Raw genomic sequence first — 20,188 nt, 5'->3', positions numbered from 1 at the left:
CGCCGATCGAACCAGACAGGAGAACGAAGCATGAATGTCAAGATTGACGGCCGCCTGGCCGGCAAGGTCGCCATCGTGAGCGGCGGCGCTGGCGGATGCGGCGCGGCTGCGTCCGAACTGTTCGCCGCGCAGGGCGCGAAGGTTGCGATCGTCGACCGGGACGGTGACGCCGCCGAAGCGCTCGCGTCCAGGCTGCGCGATGCCGGCCTGCAGGCGATCGGCCTCGGCGCCGACGTGTCGAAACAGGCGGAGGTTCAGCGCGCCGTCGATGCGGCGCGGGAGCAGTACGGCAATGCGGACATCCTGTTCAATCACGCCGGGACGCTGATCGTCAAACCGTTCCTCGACATCGAAGAATCGGAATGGGACTGGCTGATGGGCGTGAACGTCAAGAGCATGTTCCTGATGACGAAGGCGGTGCTGCCGCAGATGCTCGAGAAGGGGCGTGGCAGCATCGTGTGTACGTCGTCGATTTCCGCGGTCTGCGCGACGCCGGGCGAAGTGCTGTACGACGCGACCAAGGGAGCGTGCCACATGTTCGCGCGGGCCATCGCGGTCGAGTACCGCGACCGCGGGATTCGTTGCAACGCGCTGGCGCCGGGGTTCATCCGCACGCCGCACGGGATGCGCGAACTCAAGGACCTTCAAGCGATGGGCGTCGACGCGACCGAAGCGGCGATCGCGATTCAGCAGGGCCGGTTGTGCGAGCCGTCGGAGGTCGCGGCGGCCGCGCTGTTCCTCGCGTCCGACGAGTCGAGTTTCGTCAACGGCACCCATCTGTTCGTCGACAACTGTTTTTCCGCCGTCTGATTCGATGATGCCGGGCGATATCGGGGCGAGCGAAGTTGCCGTGCCGTCCGGTGGCGACCGCGCTTTCGACGCGACACGCCACGCGATGCTAATCGTGCCGGCCAACGCGAAAGACGCTGCGCAATTCGTCGTGGTTGTGGACGTTGAGCTTGCGATAGATCTTTCGCACATGATCGACGACGGTGCTGTCGCGCAGCGCGAGGCCGCGTGCGATCGCGGTTTGCGAGTGGCCGAGGACGAGTAGCGAACAGAGCTGCCGTTGTCGTTCCGTCAGGCCGAACTCGAAGCCGAGTCGCTCGATCTCCAGTTCGTGCGGGAGGAAATGCTCGATGTAGATCACGATCGCCTGTTCGCAGTGCATCGCGCTCGCGTGCGCAAAGCGATACGCCTTGAATCGGAAGCGGCCCGCCGCATTGCGGCGTTCCATCGTCGCGGGTGCCACCGGGAGGCCGCACCAGATGCGATTGACGTTCGTCAGCAGCGGCGCAAGCCAGTTCGGAAAGCAGTCGCGACGATAGAACGCAAGCGGTTCGCCGGATGCGAGCGCCAGCATTCTGGTGCTGTCCTCGCTCTGCAGCAAGAGCTTCCCGGTGTTGTCGATGACCATGATCGCCGACTGGCTGCCTTCCGCTTCGCACAGCGGCTGATGTATCGGGCACGAAAGCGCATGCGCGATATGTCGCGCGAAGGGCGCGATGTCCCGATGATTCTTTTCCGAGAACGGGCGACCGCCGGGCGCGCGGCACAATTTCAGGCTTCCCCAGCCACGGGTGCCGTCGGTCGCCGTCAGCTCGAGACAATGCCGCATGCCGACCGGCTGCCACAGCTCCGCATACATGGCGCTCTTCAGCAGCGCGGCGTCGTAACGGGCGCTGTTTTCGAATCCGCGGCCGCGGCGCATCGCATCCGAGAACGTGACGCCGAGCACTTCCTGTTTTTCTGTGTCGTGGACTTCGGCAAAGTAGGTGGGCAGGACTTGATAGACGGTGCCGTTTTCGCTGTATACGTCCGATACGGCGTAGTGCTCGTCGGCGTAGAAGAACATGCCCCAGTCGGCGCACACGATGCGCCGCGTCGCTTCAACCACATGAGGAATGACGAGGCGCGGTTCGATGCCGAACGAACATAGTCGCCGGATGTGGCCCGCTAGCGCGACATACTTGTCGGACATGGTGCGCCCCTTGAGCTACGACGGGCTTGCACGCGAATGCGTCGCAACGCGGGCCGCGTGCACCTTGCGCATACGGTGTCCAGTTTAGGTCGGCGAATCGACGAATTCCACAATTGCCCCCTCGTCAGGGGGCGTTAAACCGGCCGGCCGATTTCTATCATTAATCCATTCCTGCTGATCGCCCCGCCCGATGCGCGGTGGCTCGAAGCGCAAGATGCGCCCGATCGCGGGCGCGCGCCGCAGGAACGTTCGATTCGCGTTGCGGCACGACGCGTAGACAAGAGCATGCGCCAGGCTGCTGCGAGGCAATATTGCACATTCGCATTCGAATGCGCTGGTCCGGGGGATGTCACAGGAGGACGCGAAGGTCGCTCGATGGAACCTCGAACGTGCGAAGCCGGCCGATGACGGGCATGACGCAGCAGAATGCTCGCGATTCGCGAGGCGCGGTGCATGCCGTTGCGGCCGATGTTGTCGCATCGGCGAGGTGCGTCGAATCGCGCGGACGTCCGGACATCGGCTCCGTCCCCGCTGGATGAGTCGCAATGTTTTTTCATATGAGGTGCCACGATGAAGACGATGTACAAGGCGGCACTGGCTGCCGTTTGCGTGTTGGGTGCGGCCGGGCTTGCCCGGGCGGACGGCGGAGCCGACCAGAGCCCCGGCACGCCCTCGGATGCAGCGATCAGCGCCACCGCAGTGGGCTCCATGCCCAGTGCCGGGTCGCAGGCGGGCGGCCCCGCGGCGATCACGCGCGCTCAGGTGAAGCAGGAACTGATTCGCGCGCAGAAGTCGGGCGAGCTCGATCGGATGAATCAGTTCTACGGCGGCGGGGAATAGGGGCGGCGTGACGAACCGGCGCGGCCGCCCGGATCATCGGCGGCCGCGTGGTCGGTGCGCCGGTTGTACGCGAAGACTGTTGCGACCGGCAGCGCAATCCTTGCGAAGATCGCGGGCATGACCATCAGGCGAGTGTTCAACGGCCCGAAGGGTTGGATTGCCGGATCAAGGTCGTTCCGCATCGATGTCGAAAAAAAACCGACTCGCGGTATCACACCGGCGAGTCGGCGATTTCAGCCCTTTTCAACGGCGCTTCAGACGGACGGATCGACGTTCGCCTCGAGTTCGCGGATGCGCTCGAGGTTCCGCGTGTCCTTCAGCACCGGCGGCCCCGCGAAGGTGTTGCGCACCCCGAAGCCGTACCAGATCACCATGAGCACCACCACGAAACCGACGAGCACGTAGAGCACCTTTTCATTCGGCGGCTGGATGCCGACATACGCGAGCACACAGGCGCCGACCAGCGCGAGCAACGCACATGGTTTGGACCAGATGCCCAGTTGGAACGGACCTTTTTCGGTCCACGTGCGGCCTTCGGCCAGCATCCCCGAGCCGATAGGCATCGCATACGAGATGAACAGGAATACGGCGCTTCCGGCACTCAGCACCGAGAACGCATCGCCGTACAGCGTGACGACGATCGCGAGCACCGCACACGTCCAGATCGCGGGGCCGGGCGTCCGGTGCGTGTGATTCACGCTGCGCAGCAGCTTCGACGCCGGCAGCCCGCCATCGCGCGCGAACGCATACACCATCCGCGACGTCGACATGATCGCGGCGAGCCCGCACACGTAGTTGATGAAGAACATCGCGAGTTCGAGACAGACACGCAAGGTCTTCGGAATCGGCGCGAGTATCGCTTCGAAAAAGCCGGTGCCCTGTTTCATGCTGGCAGTCAGGTCGGGCATCACCAGCACGAACGCGCACACCATCACGTAGCCGAAGATCGCGGACCAGAACACCGACCCGATGATGCCGCGCGGCACGTTCTTGGCCGCGTCGTGCGTCTCTTCCGACGTATGCGCGGACGCGTCGAAGCCGGTGATGGTGTAGGTCACCAGCAGCAGGCCGGACAGGAACGCGAGCGGCGTGGCCTGCTTCGGCCACGCACCGCCGTCGACACCGGTGAAATTGGTGAAGGTGACCAGCCGATGCGCATCGAATGCGACAGGCGAGTAGTAGAGCAGCGAAACGACCAGCGCGATCGTCACCACGAAGATCAGATAGCCCGACAGGTCGGTGATCTTGCTTGCGATCCTGATGCCGCGTGCGTTCAGGATCGCCTGCGAGATCGTGATGAATGCGATGAACGCCGTTTGATGCCACCAGGTCAAGCTGTCCGGACTGACGCCGAACATCGGTGCGATCAGCGTCTTGAAGAACGGATCGTAGGTGCCGAAGTTGATCGCGGCGATCACGAAGACGAGGCCGATCAGGTTGAGCCACGCCGTCATCCACCCCCACTTCTTCCCGCCGAGGATGGCGCCCCAGTGATAGAGGCCGCCCGCCGTCGGGAACGCGGACGCGATCTGCGACATCGACACGGCGACGATCAACGCGAACAGCGAACCCAACGGCCAGCCCAGGCCGATCGACGCGCCGCCGGTGGCGGAAAACGCGAGCTGAAACGCGGTAATGCCGCCCGACAGGATGCAGATCACCGAAAACGACACGGCGAAGTTCGAGAAACCGCTCATCCGTCTCGACAGTTCCTGCGCATAACCCATCTTGTGCAGGAGGCTTACGTCACTGTCGGTGCCTGAATCAGGCGCGAGTTTTGAATCCATGTTCGCTCCGTCACGAATGTCCTGCGTGGCAGGACTGTCATCGCCGCCCGGGCCTCGTGTGACGGCCCGCTCCTGGAATTCGTCGGCGGCACGCGACGCCGCGGTTGAACGGCAATCGCGTTCCGGTCCGATGCGTGAACGGTATGAAACCAAATTTCCGGTCAATATCGGATTTCGGCAATGTAGTGAAAATCCGGATGCGTGCACTGTTTGGGGGCGTGGTGCGGCGTCATGGGCAGGCCGATCCGGTGCGATGCCGGATAGACGTGCTACGGCGCGATCACGGTCATCCTGAACGGCCCGCCGTTTGCCGCCGCATGCGCGACCGCGTCGTTCGCATCGTCGAGCGCGAAGACCGTCGCGTCGAAGTGCCCGAGGTCGAGCAGCCCGCCGCGGATAAGCCCCACCATCAACGTCACGGCTTCCGTCGGGTACATCCACTTGCCGCGCAGCGTGATGTCGTTGCGCATGATCCACGGATACGGCAGCTCGAGCCCCGCGCCGCCGAGCATGCCGACGCCGCCCATCAGCACCACGCGCCCGTACGGGCGCACCGCCATCACCCCAGCGCGTACCGTCGTCGCGGGCACCGACGGCGGCATCAGGTCGATCACGCTGTCGATCGGCCCCGGCGCCGCCTGCTGCATGCGTGCGCGATCCGTGGTTTCGTCGCCGGTCAGCGCGACGGTGCGCACGCGTTCGCCGAAGCGGCGCTCGAGATCCGCGAGCGCGCGCGCATTGCGGCCGGGTGCGACCACGCACCGCGCGCCCATCGCCAGTGCCACCGCGATGCCTGCGCTGCCGAAGTTGCCGGTCGCGCCGCTGACGAGCAGGATCTCGCCCGCGCGCAGATCGGACGCGAGCAGCCCGCCGTACGGCACGAGCAACGTATTGAGCGCGCACCAGCGCGCGGCGTCGGCTGGCTGGATGTCGCCGATGCGCACCGCGTTCTCGGTCGGCACCCGCAGTCGTTCGGCGAACGGGCCGTCGTGGAAATGGCGCTGCAACTGCTTGCCGCCTTCACCGCGCGCGCTCCAGCCCTGCAGCACGATATCGGGCATCAGCGCATCGTCGCGCGAGCGCACGGTCGGATCGCAGAACACCCAGTCGCCCGGCTGCAACTTCGTCGCGTCGGGGCCGGTTTGCCGGACACGGCCGATTGCACCGCAGCCGGGCACGATCGGCAACGCGATCGGATACTGGCGCTCGCCGCTGAACACTTCCTGTGCATAGGACAGCACCGGCGTCGCGACGACATCCACGATGACCTCGCCGGTGCCGAGCACGGGGTCCGGCATCGTTTCGATCGCGAGCGGCATGCCGAGCGACTTCAGAATCGCAGCTTTCATGACTCTTCCAGAGGGTGGGGGACGCGCCGATTCTGGCAGGCTTAGAATCCGCAACAAGGCCCGGCATGAGCCCAGGATTGCCCGATACCACCCTGCACGGAGCGACCCCGATGACCGCCACCACGCGAACCCCGTTCGGCGATTTTCTGCGTTCGCGGCGCAAGAAGCTGCGACCGGATGCCGTCGGCCTGCGCGACGGCCCGCGCCGGCGCACGCCCGGACTGCGGCGCGAGGAAGTCGCGGAACTGGCGGGCATCGGCGTCGACTGGTATGTGCGGCTGGAGCAGGGGCGCGACGTCAGCCCGTCGGATGCGACGCTCGATGCACTGGCACGCGCATTGCGGCTGGACAAGGCCGAGGCCGCCCATCTGCGCGCGCTCGCGCGGCGCGACACGTCGCGTGCGTTCGTGCCGGAGCGCGTGCCGCCCACCATCGCGCGGCTCGTCGCGAATCTTCACCTGCCTGCGTACGTGACCGGGCGGCGCTGGGACATCCTCGCGTGGAATGCCGCAGCGGCCGACCTGCTTGGCTTCGATCGGCTTGCGGAAGCAGACCGCAACATCCTGGTCTACATGTTCGTCGAGCCGCACGCGCGCCGGCTCTTCGCCGAGCGTTGGGCCGACGAAGCGCGCCGCATGATCGCGCTGTTTCGCACGAACCATGATCTCCATGCGAGCGATCCGGCGTTCATTGCGCTGGTGGAGCGCCTGTGCGCGAGCAGCGACGCGTTTGCGCAATGGTGGGATGCGCACGACGTGCGCAGCGGGGCGTCGGGCCAGAAGGTGCTCGTGCATGCGCAACGTGGCACGCAGCGTTATGAATACGCGACGTTCCAGGCGAACGACGATCCCGCGTTGAAGCTGGCGATTTATACGCCGGTGAGTGGCGATGGGGGCGTCGGCGAATAGCGGCGCGCGAGCGACAGGCGTGCCGGCGGGTCATGCGCCGGCAGTCGTCGGCCGGGCGGCCGAGGCTTGATTGGCCGGCGTCACCGCCCGGCATTACATCGAAGCGCGGCTTCGTACGCGAATACGGGCGGTGAAGCGAAACCGGAAAGTGTTCCGGCTCAAGCCGTCCGCCGGCTCGACAAACGATTCCACAACATTCCCGAGCGGCTCCCGCTTCGGCAATACGCGAGCACCGGCTTCTGCAGCGAGTCGACCAACGCACCGAACGCATCGACCTCCGCGTCGCCGATGCGATCGCGCTCGACCGGCAGGTAGCGCGCTTCGAGGCCCAGTTCGCGGGCAGCCGCTGCGATTTCATCGAACGCCGGCTGATCGTCGCCTTCGCCGTCCGGGCGGTTGCAGATGACCGAGCGGAAGCCCGCATTCCGGATCGCTTTCAGATCGGCCGGCGTGATCTGCCGCGAAGCGGAAAACCCGCTCGACGCCGTTGCGCGGCATTGCTCGATCGCTTTCCGGAAACAGGCAATGGCGAAATCGACGTCCTGCTCGGTCGTAAAGCGACCGAAGCTCACGCGCACGGTGCGGCCGGCAGTCTCTGCATCGAGGCCGATCGCAGTCAGCACGTGGGACGGTGCGCCGCTGGTCGAGTTGCATGCGGACGTCGACGACACGGCGAGCGCCTCGCCGAGCATGAACGGGAAAAAGCCGGGTGCATTCACCGTCAGGCTCAACGTGTGCGGGATGCGGCGCGCAGCGGCAGCGTTCTGCGTGACGTCGCCGAGTGCGAACAGCGCATCCGTCAGGCGTGCGCCGAGCGCGGCGATCCGCACGGCTTCGCCGTCGAGTTTTTCAGCGGCCAGTTCGCACGCGACGCCCATGCCGACGATCTGATGCGTCGCAAGCGTGCCCGAGCGCAACCCGCGCTCGTGTCCGCCGCCGTGAATCTGCGGAGCGATCCGGTCGGCGATGTCGCGGCGAACGAACAGCGCGCCGATGCCCTTGGGGCCGTACACCTTGTGGGCCGACATCGACATCATGTCGATGCCGAGCGCACGCACGTCGATCGGCGTCTTGCCGAGCGCCTGCGCGGCGTCGACGTGGAGCAGCGCGCCCGCGGCGTGCACGATGCGCGCGATCGCGCCGATGTCGGTCAGCGTGCCGATCTCGTTGTTCACGAGCATCAGCGACACGAGGCCGGTGTCGGGGCCGATCGCGGCGGCGACCGCGTCGGCGGTGATTTCGCCGTCGCGCGTGGGCGTCAGGAAGCTGACCGACATGCCGCGCTTCGACAGGTTCGCCATCGTGTCGAGAATGGCCTTGTGCTCGAGGCGGCTCGTGATCAGGTGGCGTTTGTCGGTCGCGGCTTCCGCATAGCCCTTCAGCGCGAGGTTGTTCGATTCGGTGGCGCCCGACGTCCAGACGATCTCGTCGGCGTCCGCGCCGATCAGCGCGGCGACCTGCGCGCGGGCGTGCTCGACCTGTTCCCGCGCCAGCCGGCCGGCGGCGTGCGAGCTCGATGCGGGATTGCCGAAGATGCCGTCGAAGCCGAGGCAGGCCGTCATCGCTTCGATCACGCGGGGATCCGCGGGCGTCGTTGCCGCGTAGTCGAGGTAGTGCAGCGTGGTGGTATCGCTCATGTCCTTCTCTTGCTCTTTCTCTTTCGGAATGGGAGAAATGATACGGGGGACAGGAGGGAAAATGGATCCAAAATTCCTTGGGAAACCCGCCTGATATGGAATAACGTTTTCTTCTGGAGTGGAATGGGGGAAATGGTTTCTTTGCGGGCCGTGAGGGGCCGTTCGCGGCGGCCTCGATGTCTATGAGGGATTCCCCCGTGTCGCAGGCGTCAGCGCCATTCCAGCGCTGCGGCGATTCGCTCGATGCTTCCCCGCCGACACTTTCCGCCCACCGCGCCCGATTATTTGCATTTCGCGAATGGCGCGTTCGCCGGTTGTTCCATACCCGATCCGCAGCCTTGCCCCTATCGTTGTGGCGTCGGTTGACCGGATTCGATGCGTCGAACCGGAAAGGCGGCCGGCACTTCGTCGCGATTCGCGTCGCACACAAAAAACATCGGACCTGGCCCATGCGCAGGCGCTGCGGCGCGCGCAGGCAAGCCAGTCCTCGGAGACGGAAATGAAAGCAAACGAGTGGGATACCTCCTATGAGTGGAAGGCGGTGACGCTGCTGGCGCTCGGCTTCGGGCTGGTCGGCCTCGACCGCTGGCTCATCGCGCCGCTGTTCCCTTCGATCATGAAGGACCTCAACCTGACCGCGCAGGACGTCGGCAACTGCATCGGCGTGCTCGGTCTGTCGTGGGGCGTGTTCGCGGCGCTGATGGGCGGCATCTCGGACAAGATCGGCCGCAGGAAGGTGCTCATTCCCGCCATCATCGCGTTCTCGCTGTTGTCGGGTTTTTCGGGGCTCGCGGGCGGCCTGCTCGGGCTGATGGCGATTCGCGGGCTGATGGGCGTCGCGGAGGGTTCGTTCTGCCCGACGAGTTTCGCGGCGACCGCCGACGCGTCGCATCCGCGGCGGCGCGGCCTGAACCTCGGCCTGCAGCAAAGCGGCTTCGCGCTGTTCGGCCTGGCGCTGTCCCCGATCATCGCCACGCAGTTGCTCGGCTTCGTGTCGTGGCGCTGGGTCTTTGCGCTGGTGGCGATTCCCGGCCTGATCCTCGGCGCGATCATGTGCTTCGTCATCCGCGAACCGAAGGTCACGAAGGCGGTCGCGTCGGAACACGCGCCGGCTTCGCTCGGCCATGTGCTCAAGAGCCGCAACATCCTCGTCGCGATGGCCGCACTGTGCTGTGCGATGACCGGCGTCTTCGTGCTCGGCGCGCTGCTGCCGCTGTACCTGACCGATTACCTGTCGCTCGGCACGCAGAAGATGGGCCTCGTCGTGTCGGCGATCGGCTTCGGCGGCTTTCTCGGGCAGTTCGGGTTGCCCGGCCTCTCCGACCTGGTCGGCCGCCGCCTTGCGAGTATCGTCGGCTTCGCGGGAACGGCCGTGATGCTCTATATCTTCCGCGGCCTCGGCCCGCAGCCGCTCGTGTTGTTCGGGGTCCTGTTCGTCGCATCGTTCTTCACGCTCGGGCTGGTGTCGCTGCTGTCCGGCCCGGTCGCGACCGAGGCTGCGCCTGTCGGTCTCGTGTCGACGTCCATCGGTGTCGTAGTCGGCGTCGGCGAGATCTTCGGCGGCGGCATCGCGCCGGCGATGGGCGGCTACGTCGCAGCACACTTCGGTATCCAGAACATTATGTGGTTGCCGATGTGCGCGGTCGTGCTGGGTATCCTGGTCAGCATGCTGTTGAAGGAAACCGCGCCTGCCGTGCTGCAGCGTCGCGTGGTCGTGCAACCGGAGCTGGCTGCCGGAAAGCAACCGAGGTAATGCCTGAGCGGGCGCACCGGCGAACGCCGGTGTCGGTGCGCTCCGCGATTGACATCGATTCGGCGACACAGTGACGCCTTCCGCATGACACAGCCCGTTGCCCGGTGCAGGTAGACTGCCGGTTTCGCTGTCGAACAAGGGCGCGGTATGGACCGGTTTCTGAGCATCGAGGCATTCGTGAGAGTCGCGGAGGCGAGCAGCTTCGCCGAGGCCGCGCGGCAGCTTGGTGTAACGAGTTCGGTCGTGACGAACCGCATCCAGCAGCTCGAGAAGTTCGTCAATGCGCCGCTGTTCCATCGCAGCACGCGCCACGTGCGCTTGTCCGAAGTGGGCGAGGCGTTCTATCGCGAGTGCGCGGAGGTGGTGGGGCGCGTCAACGAGTTGACGGACCAGATGCGCGAGCTGCGCGCCACGCCGACCGGGCGGCTGCGCATCCAGATGCTGCCCGGTTTCGCGCTCGATCACTTCGGCGCGCCGATGGTCGAGTTCAATCGACGCTACCCGGGCATCCAGCTCGACGTGATCGTCAACGACCGCGTCGTGGACCCTGTCGAAGAAGGGTTCGACATCGCGTTCCAGATCTTTCCGCCGATTTCGGAGTCGCTGATCGAGCGACGGCTGTTCACCGTCAGGCGTCTCTTCTGCGCGTCACCCGCTTACCTGGAAGCGCATGGTGCGCCACACCATCCGCGCGATTTGCTGCAGCACACCACCGCGCTGTATTCGGGTTATCCGTCGCGCAACCGCTGGACGATGACGCGCGACGACGAGGTCGTCGAAATGGAGCTGCCGGGCATGATTCGCTCGAACTCCGTTCACCTGCTGCGCGAGTACGCGCTGACGGGCGGCGGCATCGTTTGCCTGCCCACGCTCGTGGCGAGCGACGCGCTCGTCGCGGGCCGGCTGGTGCCGATCCTGACCGACTACCAGCTCGCGCCGCTGAGCTTTGCCGCCGTTTATCCCGCAACGCAGCGACAGGCGCTGAAGGTGAAGGCATTGGTCGAATTCCTCGTCGAATACATCGGCGACGAATCCCCGTGGGATCTTCCGCTTCTGGAGCGTGGCTGGGTGCGGTGACCCGCGCGATTATTCGCGAAACGCAAATGCCGTAATCGCCATCCGTTGCCTTGTTGCTGTTGTCCGTTGCCCCTAGAGTGGAATCCAACAAGCGGTTCAACTCAGGAGACAGACATGACCGACACGGCATACCACACCGTCTTTGGCTCGCTCGACAACTACAAGAAGGGCGAGATCGAAATCACCAGCGGCAGCGCCCAGCACTACGCCTTCTCGAACGTCTTCGAGGTGGCATCGAAGTCGGCCCCTTACGAAAAGGTCGTCGCCGGCAAGAATCTCGAATACGTGATCGAAGTGCTGAGGACCGAGGGCCAGTCGCCCTGGTTCGCATGCGCGCATGACGAGTTCACGATCCAGATGGACGGCGAAGTCCGGATCGAATTCATCAAGCTCGACACGCCGCCGGCATCGGGCCGCGGCACGGTCAGTGCCGGCGCGCAACCGGTCGGCCGCAAGATGGGGTACGTCGTCCTGCGCAAGGGACATCAGGCGCTGCTGCCGGCCGGCTGTGCGTACCGCTTCGTCGCCGGCAAGCCGGGCGTCGCGCTCGTGCAGACCATCCTCGGCGAGCTGTCCGTCGAGAAGTGGGCCGAGATCTGCCTGCACTGATCCGTCCGACCGCTCACATTCGACTATCCCAGGAGACACGTTATGGCCACCCTCGAAACCCTCGACCCTTCCGCCGGCTTTGCAGCCGATCTGGTGCGAGCCACGGAAGCCGATGCCGTTACCGGCTACCGCCGCTTCCAGCTCGGCGAGTTCGCGTTCCAGCGCGACGAATATTTCGTGAAGATCAGCTGGCCCGCGAAAGGCCAGAACCGCACGCATGCGATGCCGGCGGACGCGTTCCTGCGCGCGATGATGCGCGACGTGGCGTGGGGCTTCTTCTACGGCTGGGTGAATTTCGATCACGTGTTCGGCACGCGCAATCACTACGGCAAGGTGGACATGTATGCGGGCACCTTCAACGGCATCCTGAAAGACGCCGGGGTCGACTACACCGAGACGTTCGAAACGCCGACGATCATGGCGACCTTCAAGGCGATGCTGCACGACTGGACGAACGAAGGCTTCGATCCGTTCGCGGCGCCCGAGGAAACGGGCACGGCATTCGGGCGCAAGCACGGCGACAACGGTTCGGCGATCGAGCGCACGCGGATCGCGACGCGCCGCATGCCGGGCCTCGAAGGCGATTCGCCGCTGCGCGACGAACTGCCGGTCAACCGCGCGTTTCTCGACGTCGCGCAGGACGAGCCGGAAGTGCATGCCGAGCCGGGCTTCGAAGGCGAACTGCACGCGTTCAACCTGTTCAAGTATCTGTCGCGCTCGGACGTGACGTGGAATCCGTCGGTCACGTCGGTGTGCGGGCGCAGCCTGTTCTGCCCGACCACCGAGGAATTCATCCTGCCGGTGTTCCACGGCAACGATCGCGTCGAATGGTTCCTGCAACTGTCCGACGAAATCGTGTGGGACATCGGCGACAAGAACACCGGCGCACCGCGGGCACGCGTCACGATGCGCGCCGGCGACATCTGCGCGATGCCCGCCGACATCCGGCACCAGGGCTACTCCACCAAGCGTTCGATGCTGCTGGTCTGGGAAAACGCGACGCCGGACCTGCCGCAACGCTACGAGAGCGGCGAGCTCGCGCCGTATCCGATCGCGTTCTGAGCAGCGCTTCAGCTTCAGCTTCAGCAACATACCGAGGACGATTCATGCAAACCCAACTCTTCATCGACGGGCGCTTCGTTGACGCCGTCGACCGCGGCACGATCGACGTGCTGAATCCTCACGACGGCTCCGTCATCACGAAGATCGCCGCGGCCACCGCGGCGGACGTGGACCTGGCCGTCGACGCGGCGACCCGCGCGTTCCCGAAATGGTCGGCCATGCCGGCAGCCGAACGCGGCCGGCTGCTGCTGCGCCTCGCCGATGCGATCGAGGCCCATGCGGAGGAGCTGGCGCAGCTCGAATCGCTGGACACCGGCCACCCGATTCGCGATTCGCGCGCGCTCGACGTGCCGCGCACGGCAGCCTGCTTCCGCTATTTCGGCGGCATGGCCGACAAGCTGCAAGGCTCGGTGATTCCCGTCGAAACCGGCTTCCTGAACTATGTGCAGCGCGCGCCGATCGGCGTCGTCGGTCAGATCGTGCCGTGGAATTTCCCGCTGATGTTCACGAGCTGGAAGATGGGCCCGGCACTCGCCGCCGGCAACACGGTGGTGCTCAAGCCGTCGGAAATCACGCCGCTGTCGACGTTGCGCATCGTCGAACTGATGGCCGAGGTCGGGTTTCCCGCGGGTGTCGTCAATATCGTTCCCGGCTACGGGCATACGGCCGGCCAGCGGCTCGCCGAACACCCGGGCGTCGGGAAGATCGCGTTCACGGGTTCGACGGCAACCGGCCGCCGAATCGTCGAAGCGTCGCAGGGCAACCTGAAGCGCGTCCAGCTGGAGCTGGGCGGCAAGGGCGCCAACATCGTCTTCGACGATGCCAACCTCGACGCGGCCATCAACGGCGCCGCATGGGCGATCTTTCACAACCAGGGGCAGGCGTGTATCGCGGGTTCGCGTCTCGTGCTGCACGAACGCATCGCGGACGCGTTCATCGAGCGATTCGTTGCGCTCGCATCGTCGATCCGGATCGGCAACCCGTTCGACGCCGATACCGAGATGGGCCCGCTGACGTCGAAGCAGCACCTCGAGCGCGTGCTGTCGTTCGTCGACGTCGCGCGCGAGCAGGGCGGCCGCGTGCTTACCGGCGGCAGCGTGCCGCAAGATCCGGCGCTGGCCAATGGCTACTACGTGCGCCCGACGGTCATCGAAGCCAAAAGCGCGACCGACCGCATCGCACAGGAGGAAGTGTTCGGCCCGTTCGTCACCGTGCTGCGCTTCGGCAGCGACGAGGAAGCGCTTTCCATTGCCAACGCGACGGAATACGGGCTGGGCAGCGGCCTCTGGACCCAGAACCTCTCGCGTGCACACAAGATGGCGTCGCAGATCAATGCGGGCATGTGCTGGATCAACTGCTACAAGCGCGTCAATCCGGGCAGCCCGTTCGGTGGCGTGGGCAAGTCGGGTTACGGTCGCGAGATGGGCTTCGAGGCGATGCACGACTACACTGAAGCTCGGTCAGTCTGGGTCAATGTCGACGGCAACGTGCCGCCGCACTTCAAGCGCTGAGGCTTGCATGGAACGCTTCGTCTATCAAGGTACGCCTTCCCGCGTGGTGTTCGAATGGGGGGCGCTCGCCAGGCTGCCGGACGAACTGTCGACGCTTGGCGCGCGCCGCGCGCTCATCCTGTCCACGCCCGAGCAGCGGCCGCTCGCCGACCGCGTGAAGGACGTGCTGGGCGAGCGTGCGGCCGGCGTGTGCGCACAGGCGGTCATGCACGTTCCGGTCGAAGTCGCGCGTGCAGCTCGCGAGATGGCGGCCGAACTGGGCGCGGACTGTTGCATCGCGATCGGCGGCGGCTCGACGATCGGGTTGGGCAAGGCCATTGCGCTCGAATCGTCGCTGCCGATCCTGGCCGTGCCGACGACTTACGCCGGCTCGGAGATGACGCCGATCTATGGGCTGACGGAAGGCCGGCTGAAGCGCACCGGTCGCGATGCACGCGTGCTGCCGCGTACCGTGCTCTACGACCCGTCGTTGACGTTGTCGCTGCCGCCGGGCATTTCGGCGGCGTCCGGCGTCAATGCGATGGCGCACGCCGTCGAGGCGCTCTATGCGGAAGACGCGAACCCGGTGATCAGCCTGATGGCCGAAGAATCGATTCGCGCGCTCGGCGAAGCATTGCCGGTCGTGGTGCGCGATCCGGAAGACCGAACGATGCGCAGCCGCGCGTTGTATGGCGCGTGGCTCGCGGGAACCTGCCTGGGCGCGGTCGGCATGGCGCTGCATCACAAGCTCTGTCACACGCTCGGCGGCACCTTCAACCTGCCGCATGCGCAGACGCACGCGGCGATGTTGCCGCATACCGCGCACTACAACCACGCCGCCGCGCCCGACGCGCTGCGCCGCGTCGCGCGGGCGCTGGGCGGGAACGATGCGGCTGACGCCGGCCCGCTGCTGTTCAGGTTGAACGAGGCGCTCGGCATCGCGCCGGCGCTCGCCGACATCGGGATGCCGCAAGACGGCCTCGACGAAGCGGCCGACCTCGCCTGCCGGAACCCGTATGCGAACCCGCGGCCGATCGAACGCGCGGCGATTCGCGCGTTGCTCCAGGACGCGTGGGAAGGGCGCGCGCCGCATTGAACGGCTGGATGCACAAACGGAGACAGACGTGATGAATGACCACCATGACAGCGACACGAGGCTGACCGAGCAGGTCGTCGCCAGCTTCGACGGCACGCCGAACCCGCGCTTGCGCGTGCTGATGCAGAGCCTCGTGCGGCATCTTCATGCGTTCGTACGCGAAACGGAGTTGACGGAGGCGGAGTGGATGGCGGCGATTCGCTTCCTGACCGAGACGGGGAAGATGTGCGACGACGTCGTGCGGCAGGAGTTCATCCTGTTGTCGGACACGCTCGGCGTCTCGATGCTCGTCGACGCGATCAACCATCGCTTTGCAACCGGCGCAACGGAAACCACGGTGTTCGGCCCGTTCTATATCAAGGGAATGCCCGAGCGTGCGTATGGCGAGAACATGGCGCTTACGTCGGGCGCACCGGTCGTCGTGCGCGGTCGCGTGCTGACCACCGACGGTGTTCCCGTGAAGGACGCCGTGCTCGACGTGTGGCAGACCGCGGAGAACGGCATGTATTCCGGGCAGGACACGGCGCAACCGCACGGCAACCTGCGCGGCCGCTACCGGACCGATGCCGAAGGCCGTTATGCGATCACGACGATTCTGCCGGTCAGCTATCCCATTCCGACCGACGGCCCGGTCGGCAAGATGCTCGACGCGACCGGCCGCCATCCGTGGCGGCCCGCGCATCTGCACTTCATGATCGACGCGCCGGGCTTCCGTACGCTCGTCACGCATCTTTTCGACGAGGACGACCCGTACCTGAAGTCGGATGCCGTCTTCGGCGTGAAGCCGTCGCTGATGGTCGCGTATCGCCCGCGTGCCGCGCATGACGAGCTCGCCCGCCAGATCGGCGTGAACGGCCCGTACCGCGAAGCGACGTACGACTTCGTCCTCGACCGGAGCTGATCGAATGGCTCGATTTTTCGCGGTATTTGCGACGGACCAGCCCGGTATGCGCGAGGTGCGCGACCGCGTGCGCCCGAGTCATCGGAGCTACCTGCGCGCGGCTGCGCAGCACGGCGTGTATGTGCGGCTCGGCGGCCCGACGCTGGACCCGCAGGGCGACGCGATGAACGGAACGCTGCTCGTCGTGGAGGCGGACGATATTCATGCGGTGATGCAGTTTGTCGGAAACGATCCGTATGTGAAGGAAGGGTTGTTCTCGCGCGTGGAAGTGCGTCCGTGGGACTGGAGTCTCGGAAACCCCGAGCAGAGAGTGTGAGTCATGGATGCAACGCAACTCTGCCGCTTTTCCGATGTGCCTGATGGCGGCGCGCGGGTCGTCGACGAAGCTTGCATCGGGCGTCCCGTGATCGTGGTGCGAAGAGGCGAGCAGGTGTGGGCGTACGTGAATCGTTGCCCGCATTTCTCGGTGCCGCTCGATTTCGTGCCGGGCAATGTTTCCTGCTATCGGTCGCAGGTATTGATGTGTGCCCATCACAGTGCGTTGTTCCGGTTCGATGACGGTGTCTGTATCGATGGGCCCTGCTCGGGCTCGGCGCTGGAAGCCGTGACTGTCGAGGTGGATGCCACATCTTGGGTTGTCTGTCGAGGCGCTTGATTCGAGTGTTCTGATCGGGACGGTTGGCGCCAATCCATGTGGCGTTTCTCATATTTATAACTCAGTAAAACTAATCATATTTTCGACGTTGTCATATCTGCCGGGGTGAAGGCGTTGTTTGACGAAGCATAAAGCGAGTACCCGCCACGTAGCGGGTAGCAGGCTCGCATTTCCACAAAAAGACGGAGACAAAATGAAACTCAGGTTTGGAGCAGTGGCGATTCTCGCCGTAGCGCAGGGCGCATGGGCGCAGAGCAGCGTGACGATGTTCGGTCTGATCGACTCCGGCATCTCGTATGTCAGCAACGAGGGCGGCGGAAAGAACGTCAAATTCGACGACGGCATATTCGCGCCTAACCTTTTCGGCTTCCGCGGTACGGAAGACCTCGGCGGCGGGTATCGCGCCACATTTGCGCTCGTGAACCAGTTCTCGATGGCGAACGGCGCCATCATCGGGTCCGGAGTCTTTGGACGTAATGCATACGTGGGCCTGGAGAGCGACCGGTTCGGCAGCATCACGCTGGGCAATCAGTACGACTTCATGGTCGATTCCCTCTTTTCCAAGGGGAATGCGATTGCGAGGGACATCAATGGGCTATACGGTTTCCGGAATGGCCCGTTCCAGCGTCTCGCGCTGCCGAACAATCCGACCGGTGCGTTCGATTGGGACCGCACCGCAGGCAGCAAGCCGATCGCGAATTCCGTCAAATACAGTTCGCCGATGGTCGCGGGCCTGTCCGGCGGCGTGATGTATGCGTTCGGCGGGGTGGCCGGCGCGATCGGCGCGGACAATGCCGTCAGCGCCGGGCTGAATTATGAACTGGGGCCTTTCGGGGTGGGCGCGGCCTATACGAACGAGAAGTACGGTCCGGCTCCGGGTGTGCCGTCGACGAGCGTGCGGAACTGGGGCGTCGGGATGCATTACGACTTTGGTGTCGTGACAGCGAGTGCGCTGGTGACTACCGTGCGGAATTCGTTCAACGATGCCGGGGTGTGGATGGCCGAAACGGGTGGTGTGTGGCACGTCAGGCCGGACGTCGTCCTCGGTGCGAAATACATGTACATGAAGGGGAATGAAGCGGTGAGCAACAACCATGCTCATCAGCTCAGCGTGGCGCTTCAGTACCTGTTGTCGAAACGGACGATGGTGTATGTTTCGGCTGATTATCAGCGTGCGAATAGTGGCGCGAATGCGCAGGTCAATGGCGTGCTGGATCCGAACGGGGCTTCAAGTTCGGCGAGCCAGGCGGTGGCGCGGGTGGGGTTGCATACGGTGTTTTGATTGGGGGTGGGGCGGCAGGCGGAACTTGCGTCAAGGTCCGCCCGGCACTGGACCAGTCGCGCGGCGACATGCCGACATGCGCGCCGCCGCTCGCTTCCGGTCGGTTGTTGTCGCCCGGGCAACACTGCAGTGTGCCCGTCGACCTGCTGCCGGGCCGACAATGCGCTTACGATGAGGCATGCCGGCCATCGGTGAATGTCGAGCGGTGGGTGCGTTGCCGATCATTCCACCCTATAGTGCTCGTCGTTGACCGATCTGCGAGAAAATCAGGAGTTCGCCGTGTTTCACCGGAAATCCAAGTTGGTTCGTTCGAACTTCGTGTGCGTCGTCGCGCTGACGATGATGCTGGCGCCAGTCGCGGCGCATGCAGAGGCGGAGGCTGTCGACGGCACGACGCGCATCGCGCCCGCTGTCAATCACGACACGTCACCCGCACGACCGATTGTCGGCGACGACCCGGTTGCAATTCGTGATGCCTTGAAGAAGCAGCACATCAGCCCCATCCCACCTTCGTTGAGCAACCGGGTTCGCGGCCTGGTCTCCGGCGCTGCCGAGCGGCATGGCCCGAATCCCGACCTGGCGGCCGTCGATCTGGATCGTGACGTGACGTTCGTGGTGCCGGTGCGGTACGGGCTGAGGTACCGGTCACAGCGACAGCTGTTGACGCTGGACGTCGACCTGTTCGACGCAGAGCGCGACGACCGGACGGGCATCCTGCTCAGAAAGGTCACGACGGGGCCACGAGGGCGAGGGCTCGTGATTGCACCCGAAGCGAAGGCAAAAGGGTACATCCAGCAGGTCGACATCATCGAACTCGTGTCCGGGAAAGGCAAGATGACCACGGTTCGCAGCCGCATGCAGCTTTCGCCCGCCGTGTACGCCCAAACGCATGGCGACTTCGCACTCGTTTTTTCCGGGCGCCTGGTTCGGCCTTACCTGACCGACCAAACCGAGCATGTCGATCCAAGCATCGACGAGCCGACGGACATTACGACCAGGATCTCCCGGTTGCACATGGATATCCATGCCATCTCGCTGGTGAGTCCGTCGAGCGGTGTCGTGCTGTCGAAGAAACTGCGTCTGTCGAAGTAGCGTGTTTTCCTGTACGAGGCGATGATCTTGACTGGCTTCCGGCGTGCGCTCATGCAAGCGGTATTCTCGAGCGATGAATGCGTTCCCGAGAAACCGCGGACGCTCCCGCGCCAGTTCGCGCAGACGCCGTCGAACGGCCTGATCGGCGTCTGCCGGAACCGGTTTGGTGTTCGGGGGAGCCAGCCCTCCTACTTGACGATATCGACCAGCTCCACCTCGAAGTTCAGCGTGCTATTCGGTGGAATCGGGCCGATGGTGCGATTGCCGTATGCCGTTTCCGGCGGGCAAGTGAGTTTGGCCTTTCCGCCGACGCTCAGCTTCTGCATGCCTTGGGTCCAGCACGGAATGACTCGATTGAGCGGGAACGTGGCGACGTCACCGTGCTTGGCGGAGTTGTCGAATTCCGTTCCGTCGGAAAGCGTGCCTCGATAGCGGACCTTGACTACGTCGGTTGCGGTTGGGTGTGGGCCGGTTCCCGGCTGCGTGATTTCCACTTTGATGCCCGACGGCAGTGTTTCGACGGTCCCGGCAGCGTGCGTTGTCGACGCGAAAATTGCCAGGATAGCGATTGCAAGCAACGGCTTTTTCATATGTTCTCCCTCTTTGACAATGGAAATAAACGCCTTGAGCGGTCGTCAGTCGAGGTCGTCTTCCTGCTGGCGGCAAAGG

Annotated in this window: 19 protein-coding genes; 14 read left to right on the top strand and 5 right to left on the bottom strand. The window is 64.8% G+C overall.

The genetic code is table 11. The annotated features are described in order from the left end of the window. Window positions 1–30 precede the first annotated feature (30 nt). A complete protein-coding gene (locus tag R9B84_RS32405) occupies window positions 31–810 on the top strand; it encodes a glucose 1-dehydrogenase (RefSeq protein WP_342310195.1) in 780 nt (259 codons plus the stop codon). An 88-nt stretch (window positions 811–898) separates the two neighbouring features. Here R9B84_RS32405 and R9B84_RS32400 read toward each other — a convergent pair whose 3' ends face one another. Further along, window positions 899–1,981 (bottom strand): helix-turn-helix transcriptional regulator, encoded by a 1,083-nt coding sequence (locus R9B84_RS32400; RefSeq protein WP_423761511.1) that lies wholly within the window; start codon window positions 1,979–1,981, stop codon window positions 899–901. A 570-nt stretch (window positions 1,982–2,551) separates the two neighbouring features. Between R9B84_RS32400 and R9B84_RS32395 the strand changes: the two genes are divergently transcribed. Beyond that, window positions 2,552–2,821: a DUF4148 domain-containing protein gene (locus R9B84_RS32395; protein WP_423761510.1), complete on the top strand. Its 270-nt coding sequence runs from the start codon at window positions 2,552–2,554 to the stop codon at window positions 2,819–2,821. 254 nt (window positions 2,822–3,075) lie between these two features. Here the strand turns inward: R9B84_RS32395 and R9B84_RS32390 are convergent, their stop codons facing one another. Then, complete coding sequence (locus tag R9B84_RS32390) at window positions 3,076–4,608, bottom strand: amino acid permease (protein WP_423761509.1); 1,533 nt, start codon at window positions 4,606–4,608, stop codon at window positions 3,076–3,078. Window positions 4,609–4,877: 269 nt separating this feature from the next. Further along, window positions 4,878–5,957 (bottom strand): alcohol dehydrogenase catalytic domain-containing protein, encoded by a 1,080-nt coding sequence (locus R9B84_RS32385; protein ID WP_423761508.1) that lies wholly within the window; start codon window positions 5,955–5,957, stop codon window positions 4,878–4,880. Window positions 5,958–6,067: 110 nt separating this feature from the next. On the opposite strand from R9B84_RS32385, the gene R9B84_RS32380 reads away from it, so the two are divergent. Further along, window positions 6,068–6,865, top strand: a complete 798-nt coding sequence (locus tag R9B84_RS32380; protein ID WP_423761507.1) for a helix-turn-helix transcriptional regulator — start codon at window positions 6,068–6,070, stop codon at window positions 6,863–6,865. A 158-nt stretch (window positions 6,866–7,023) separates the two neighbouring features. Here the strand turns inward: R9B84_RS32380 and R9B84_RS32375 are convergent, their stop codons facing one another. Beyond that, window positions 7,024–8,502, bottom strand: a complete 1,479-nt coding sequence (locus R9B84_RS32375) for an aminotransferase class V-fold PLP-dependent enzyme (protein WP_423761506.1) — start codon at window positions 8,500–8,502, stop codon at window positions 7,024–7,026. Window positions 8,503–9,001: 499 nt separating this feature from the next. On the opposite strand from R9B84_RS32375, the gene R9B84_RS32370 reads away from it, so the two are divergent. From R9B84_RS32370 to R9B84_RS32320, 11 genes are all read left to right on the top strand, one after another. Next, a complete protein-coding gene (locus tag R9B84_RS32370; protein ID WP_423761505.1) occupies window positions 9,002–10,255 on the top strand; it encodes an MFS transporter in 1,254 nt (417 codons plus the stop codon). Between the two features lie 147 nt (window positions 10,256–10,402). After that, window positions 10,403–11,332: a LysR substrate-binding domain-containing protein gene (locus tag R9B84_RS32365; protein WP_423761504.1), complete on the top strand. Its 930-nt coding sequence runs from the start codon at window positions 10,403–10,405 to the stop codon at window positions 11,330–11,332. 114 nt (window positions 11,333–11,446) lie between these two features. Next, window positions 11,447–11,941, top strand: coding sequence for a hydroxyquinol 1,2-dioxygenase (locus R9B84_RS32360; protein ID WP_423761503.1), 495 nt, complete (start codon window positions 11,447–11,449; stop codon window positions 11,939–11,941). A gap of 42 nt (window positions 11,942–11,983) precedes the next feature. After that, entirely contained in the window at window positions 11,984–13,003 is a 1,020-nt protein-coding gene (locus R9B84_RS32355) for a hydroxyquinol 1,2-dioxygenase (protein WP_423761502.1), read from the top strand. Between the two features lie 44 nt (window positions 13,004–13,047). Continuing rightward, window positions 13,048–14,514, top strand: a complete 1,467-nt coding sequence (locus R9B84_RS32350) for an aldehyde dehydrogenase family protein (protein ID WP_423761501.1) — start codon at window positions 13,048–13,050, stop codon at window positions 14,512–14,514. A gap of 7 nt (window positions 14,515–14,521) precedes the next feature. Continuing rightward, window positions 14,522–15,589 (top strand): maleylacetate reductase, encoded by a 1,068-nt coding sequence (locus tag R9B84_RS32345; protein ID WP_423761500.1) that lies wholly within the window; start codon window positions 14,522–14,524, stop codon window positions 15,587–15,589. 28 nt (window positions 15,590–15,617) lie between these two features. Beyond that, window positions 15,618–16,490 carry an intradiol ring-cleavage dioxygenase gene (locus tag R9B84_RS32340; protein ID WP_423761499.1) on the top strand — a complete coding sequence of 291 codons (873 nt, stop codon included), beginning with the start codon at window positions 15,618–15,620 and terminating at the stop codon, window positions 16,488–16,490. Window positions 16,491–16,494: 4 nt separating this feature from the next. Next, window positions 16,495–16,806: a YciI family protein gene (locus R9B84_RS32335; RefSeq protein WP_096475194.1), complete on the top strand. Its 312-nt coding sequence runs from the start codon at window positions 16,495–16,497 to the stop codon at window positions 16,804–16,806. Window positions 16,807–16,809: 3 nt separating this feature from the next. Beyond that, the gene (locus R9B84_RS32330) at window positions 16,810–17,145 is read left to right on the top strand and encodes a Rieske (2Fe-2S) protein (RefSeq protein WP_423761498.1); all 336 of its coding nucleotides are present in this window, start codon (window positions 16,810–16,812) and stop codon (window positions 17,143–17,145) included. A 193-nt stretch (window positions 17,146–17,338) separates the two neighbouring features. Continuing rightward, a complete protein-coding gene (locus tag R9B84_RS32325) occupies window positions 17,339–18,427 on the top strand; it encodes a porin (RefSeq protein WP_423761497.1) in 1,089 nt (362 codons plus the stop codon). Window positions 18,428–18,706: 279 nt separating this feature from the next. After that, a complete protein-coding gene (locus tag R9B84_RS32320) occupies window positions 18,707–19,519 on the top strand; it encodes a hypothetical protein (protein WP_423763527.1) in 813 nt (270 codons plus the stop codon). Between the two features lie 188 nt (window positions 19,520–19,707). Here R9B84_RS32320 and R9B84_RS32315 read toward each other — a convergent pair whose 3' ends face one another. Next, window positions 19,708–20,109, bottom strand: coding sequence for an FKBP-type peptidyl-prolyl cis-trans isomerase (locus R9B84_RS32315; protein WP_423761496.1), 402 nt, complete (start codon window positions 20,107–20,109; stop codon window positions 19,708–19,710). Window positions 20,110–20,188: the final 79 nt, after the last annotated feature.

Origin of the sequence: Burkholderia sp. NLJ2 (assembly GCF_049487195.1) — a bacterium.
Lineage (GTDB): Bacteria > Pseudomonadota > Gammaproteobacteria > Burkholderiales > Burkholderiaceae > Burkholderia > Burkholderia pyrrocinia.
The sequence above is the reverse complement of the archived record's forward strand: the minus strand, read 5'-3'. Positions and strand labels throughout refer to the sequence as shown.

Coding starts and splice junctions, on each gene's coding strand:
- R9B84_RS32325 (WP_423761497.1), top strand. CDS start 17,339: ATGAAACTCAGGTTTGGAGCAGTGGCGATTCTCGCCGTAGCGCAGGGC.
- R9B84_RS32350 (WP_423761501.1), top strand. CDS start 13,048: ATGCAAACCCAACTCTTCATCGACGGGCGCTTCGTTGACGCCGTCGAC.
- R9B84_RS32315 (WP_423761496.1), bottom strand. CDS start 20,109: ATGAAAAAGCCGTTGCTTGCAATCGCTATCCTGGCAATTTTCGCGTCG.
- R9B84_RS32345 (WP_423761500.1), top strand. CDS start 14,522: ATGGAACGCTTCGTCTATCAAGGTACGCCTTCCCGCGTGGTGTTCGAA.
- R9B84_RS32330 (WP_423761498.1), top strand. CDS start 16,810: ATGGATGCAACGCAACTCTGCCGCTTTTCCGATGTGCCTGATGGCGGC.
- R9B84_RS32385 (WP_423761508.1), bottom strand. CDS start 5,957: ATGAAAGCTGCGATTCTGAAGTCGCTCGGCATGCCGCTCGCGATCGAA.
- R9B84_RS32380 (WP_423761507.1), top strand. CDS start 6,068: ATGACCGCCACCACGCGAACCCCGTTCGGCGATTTTCTGCGTTCGCGG.
- R9B84_RS32400 (WP_423761511.1), bottom strand. CDS start 1,981: ATGTCCGACAAGTATGTCGCGCTAGCGGGCCACATCCGGCGACTATGT.
- R9B84_RS32370 (WP_423761505.1), top strand. CDS start 9,002: ATGAAAGCAAACGAGTGGGATACCTCCTATGAGTGGAAGGCGGTGACG.
- R9B84_RS32390 (WP_423761509.1), bottom strand. CDS start 4,608: ATGGATTCAAAACTCGCGCCTGATTCAGGCACCGACAGTGACGTAAGC.
- R9B84_RS32335 (WP_096475194.1), top strand. CDS start 16,495: ATGGCTCGATTTTTCGCGGTATTTGCGACGGACCAGCCCGGTATGCGC.
- R9B84_RS32375 (WP_423761506.1), bottom strand. CDS start 8,502: ATGAGCGATACCACCACGCTGCACTACCTCGACTACGCGGCAACGACG.
- R9B84_RS32395 (WP_423761510.1), top strand. CDS start 2,552: ATGAAGACGATGTACAAGGCGGCACTGGCTGCCGTTTGCGTGTTGGGT.
- R9B84_RS32355 (WP_423761502.1), top strand. CDS start 11,984: ATGGCCACCCTCGAAACCCTCGACCCTTCCGCCGGCTTTGCAGCCGAT.
- R9B84_RS32360 (WP_423761503.1), top strand. CDS start 11,447: ATGACCGACACGGCATACCACACCGTCTTTGGCTCGCTCGACAACTAC.
- R9B84_RS32405 (WP_342310195.1), top strand. CDS start 31: ATGAATGTCAAGATTGACGGCCGCCTGGCCGGCAAGGTCGCCATCGTG.
- R9B84_RS32365 (WP_423761504.1), top strand. CDS start 10,403: ATGGACCGGTTTCTGAGCATCGAGGCATTCGTGAGAGTCGCGGAGGCG.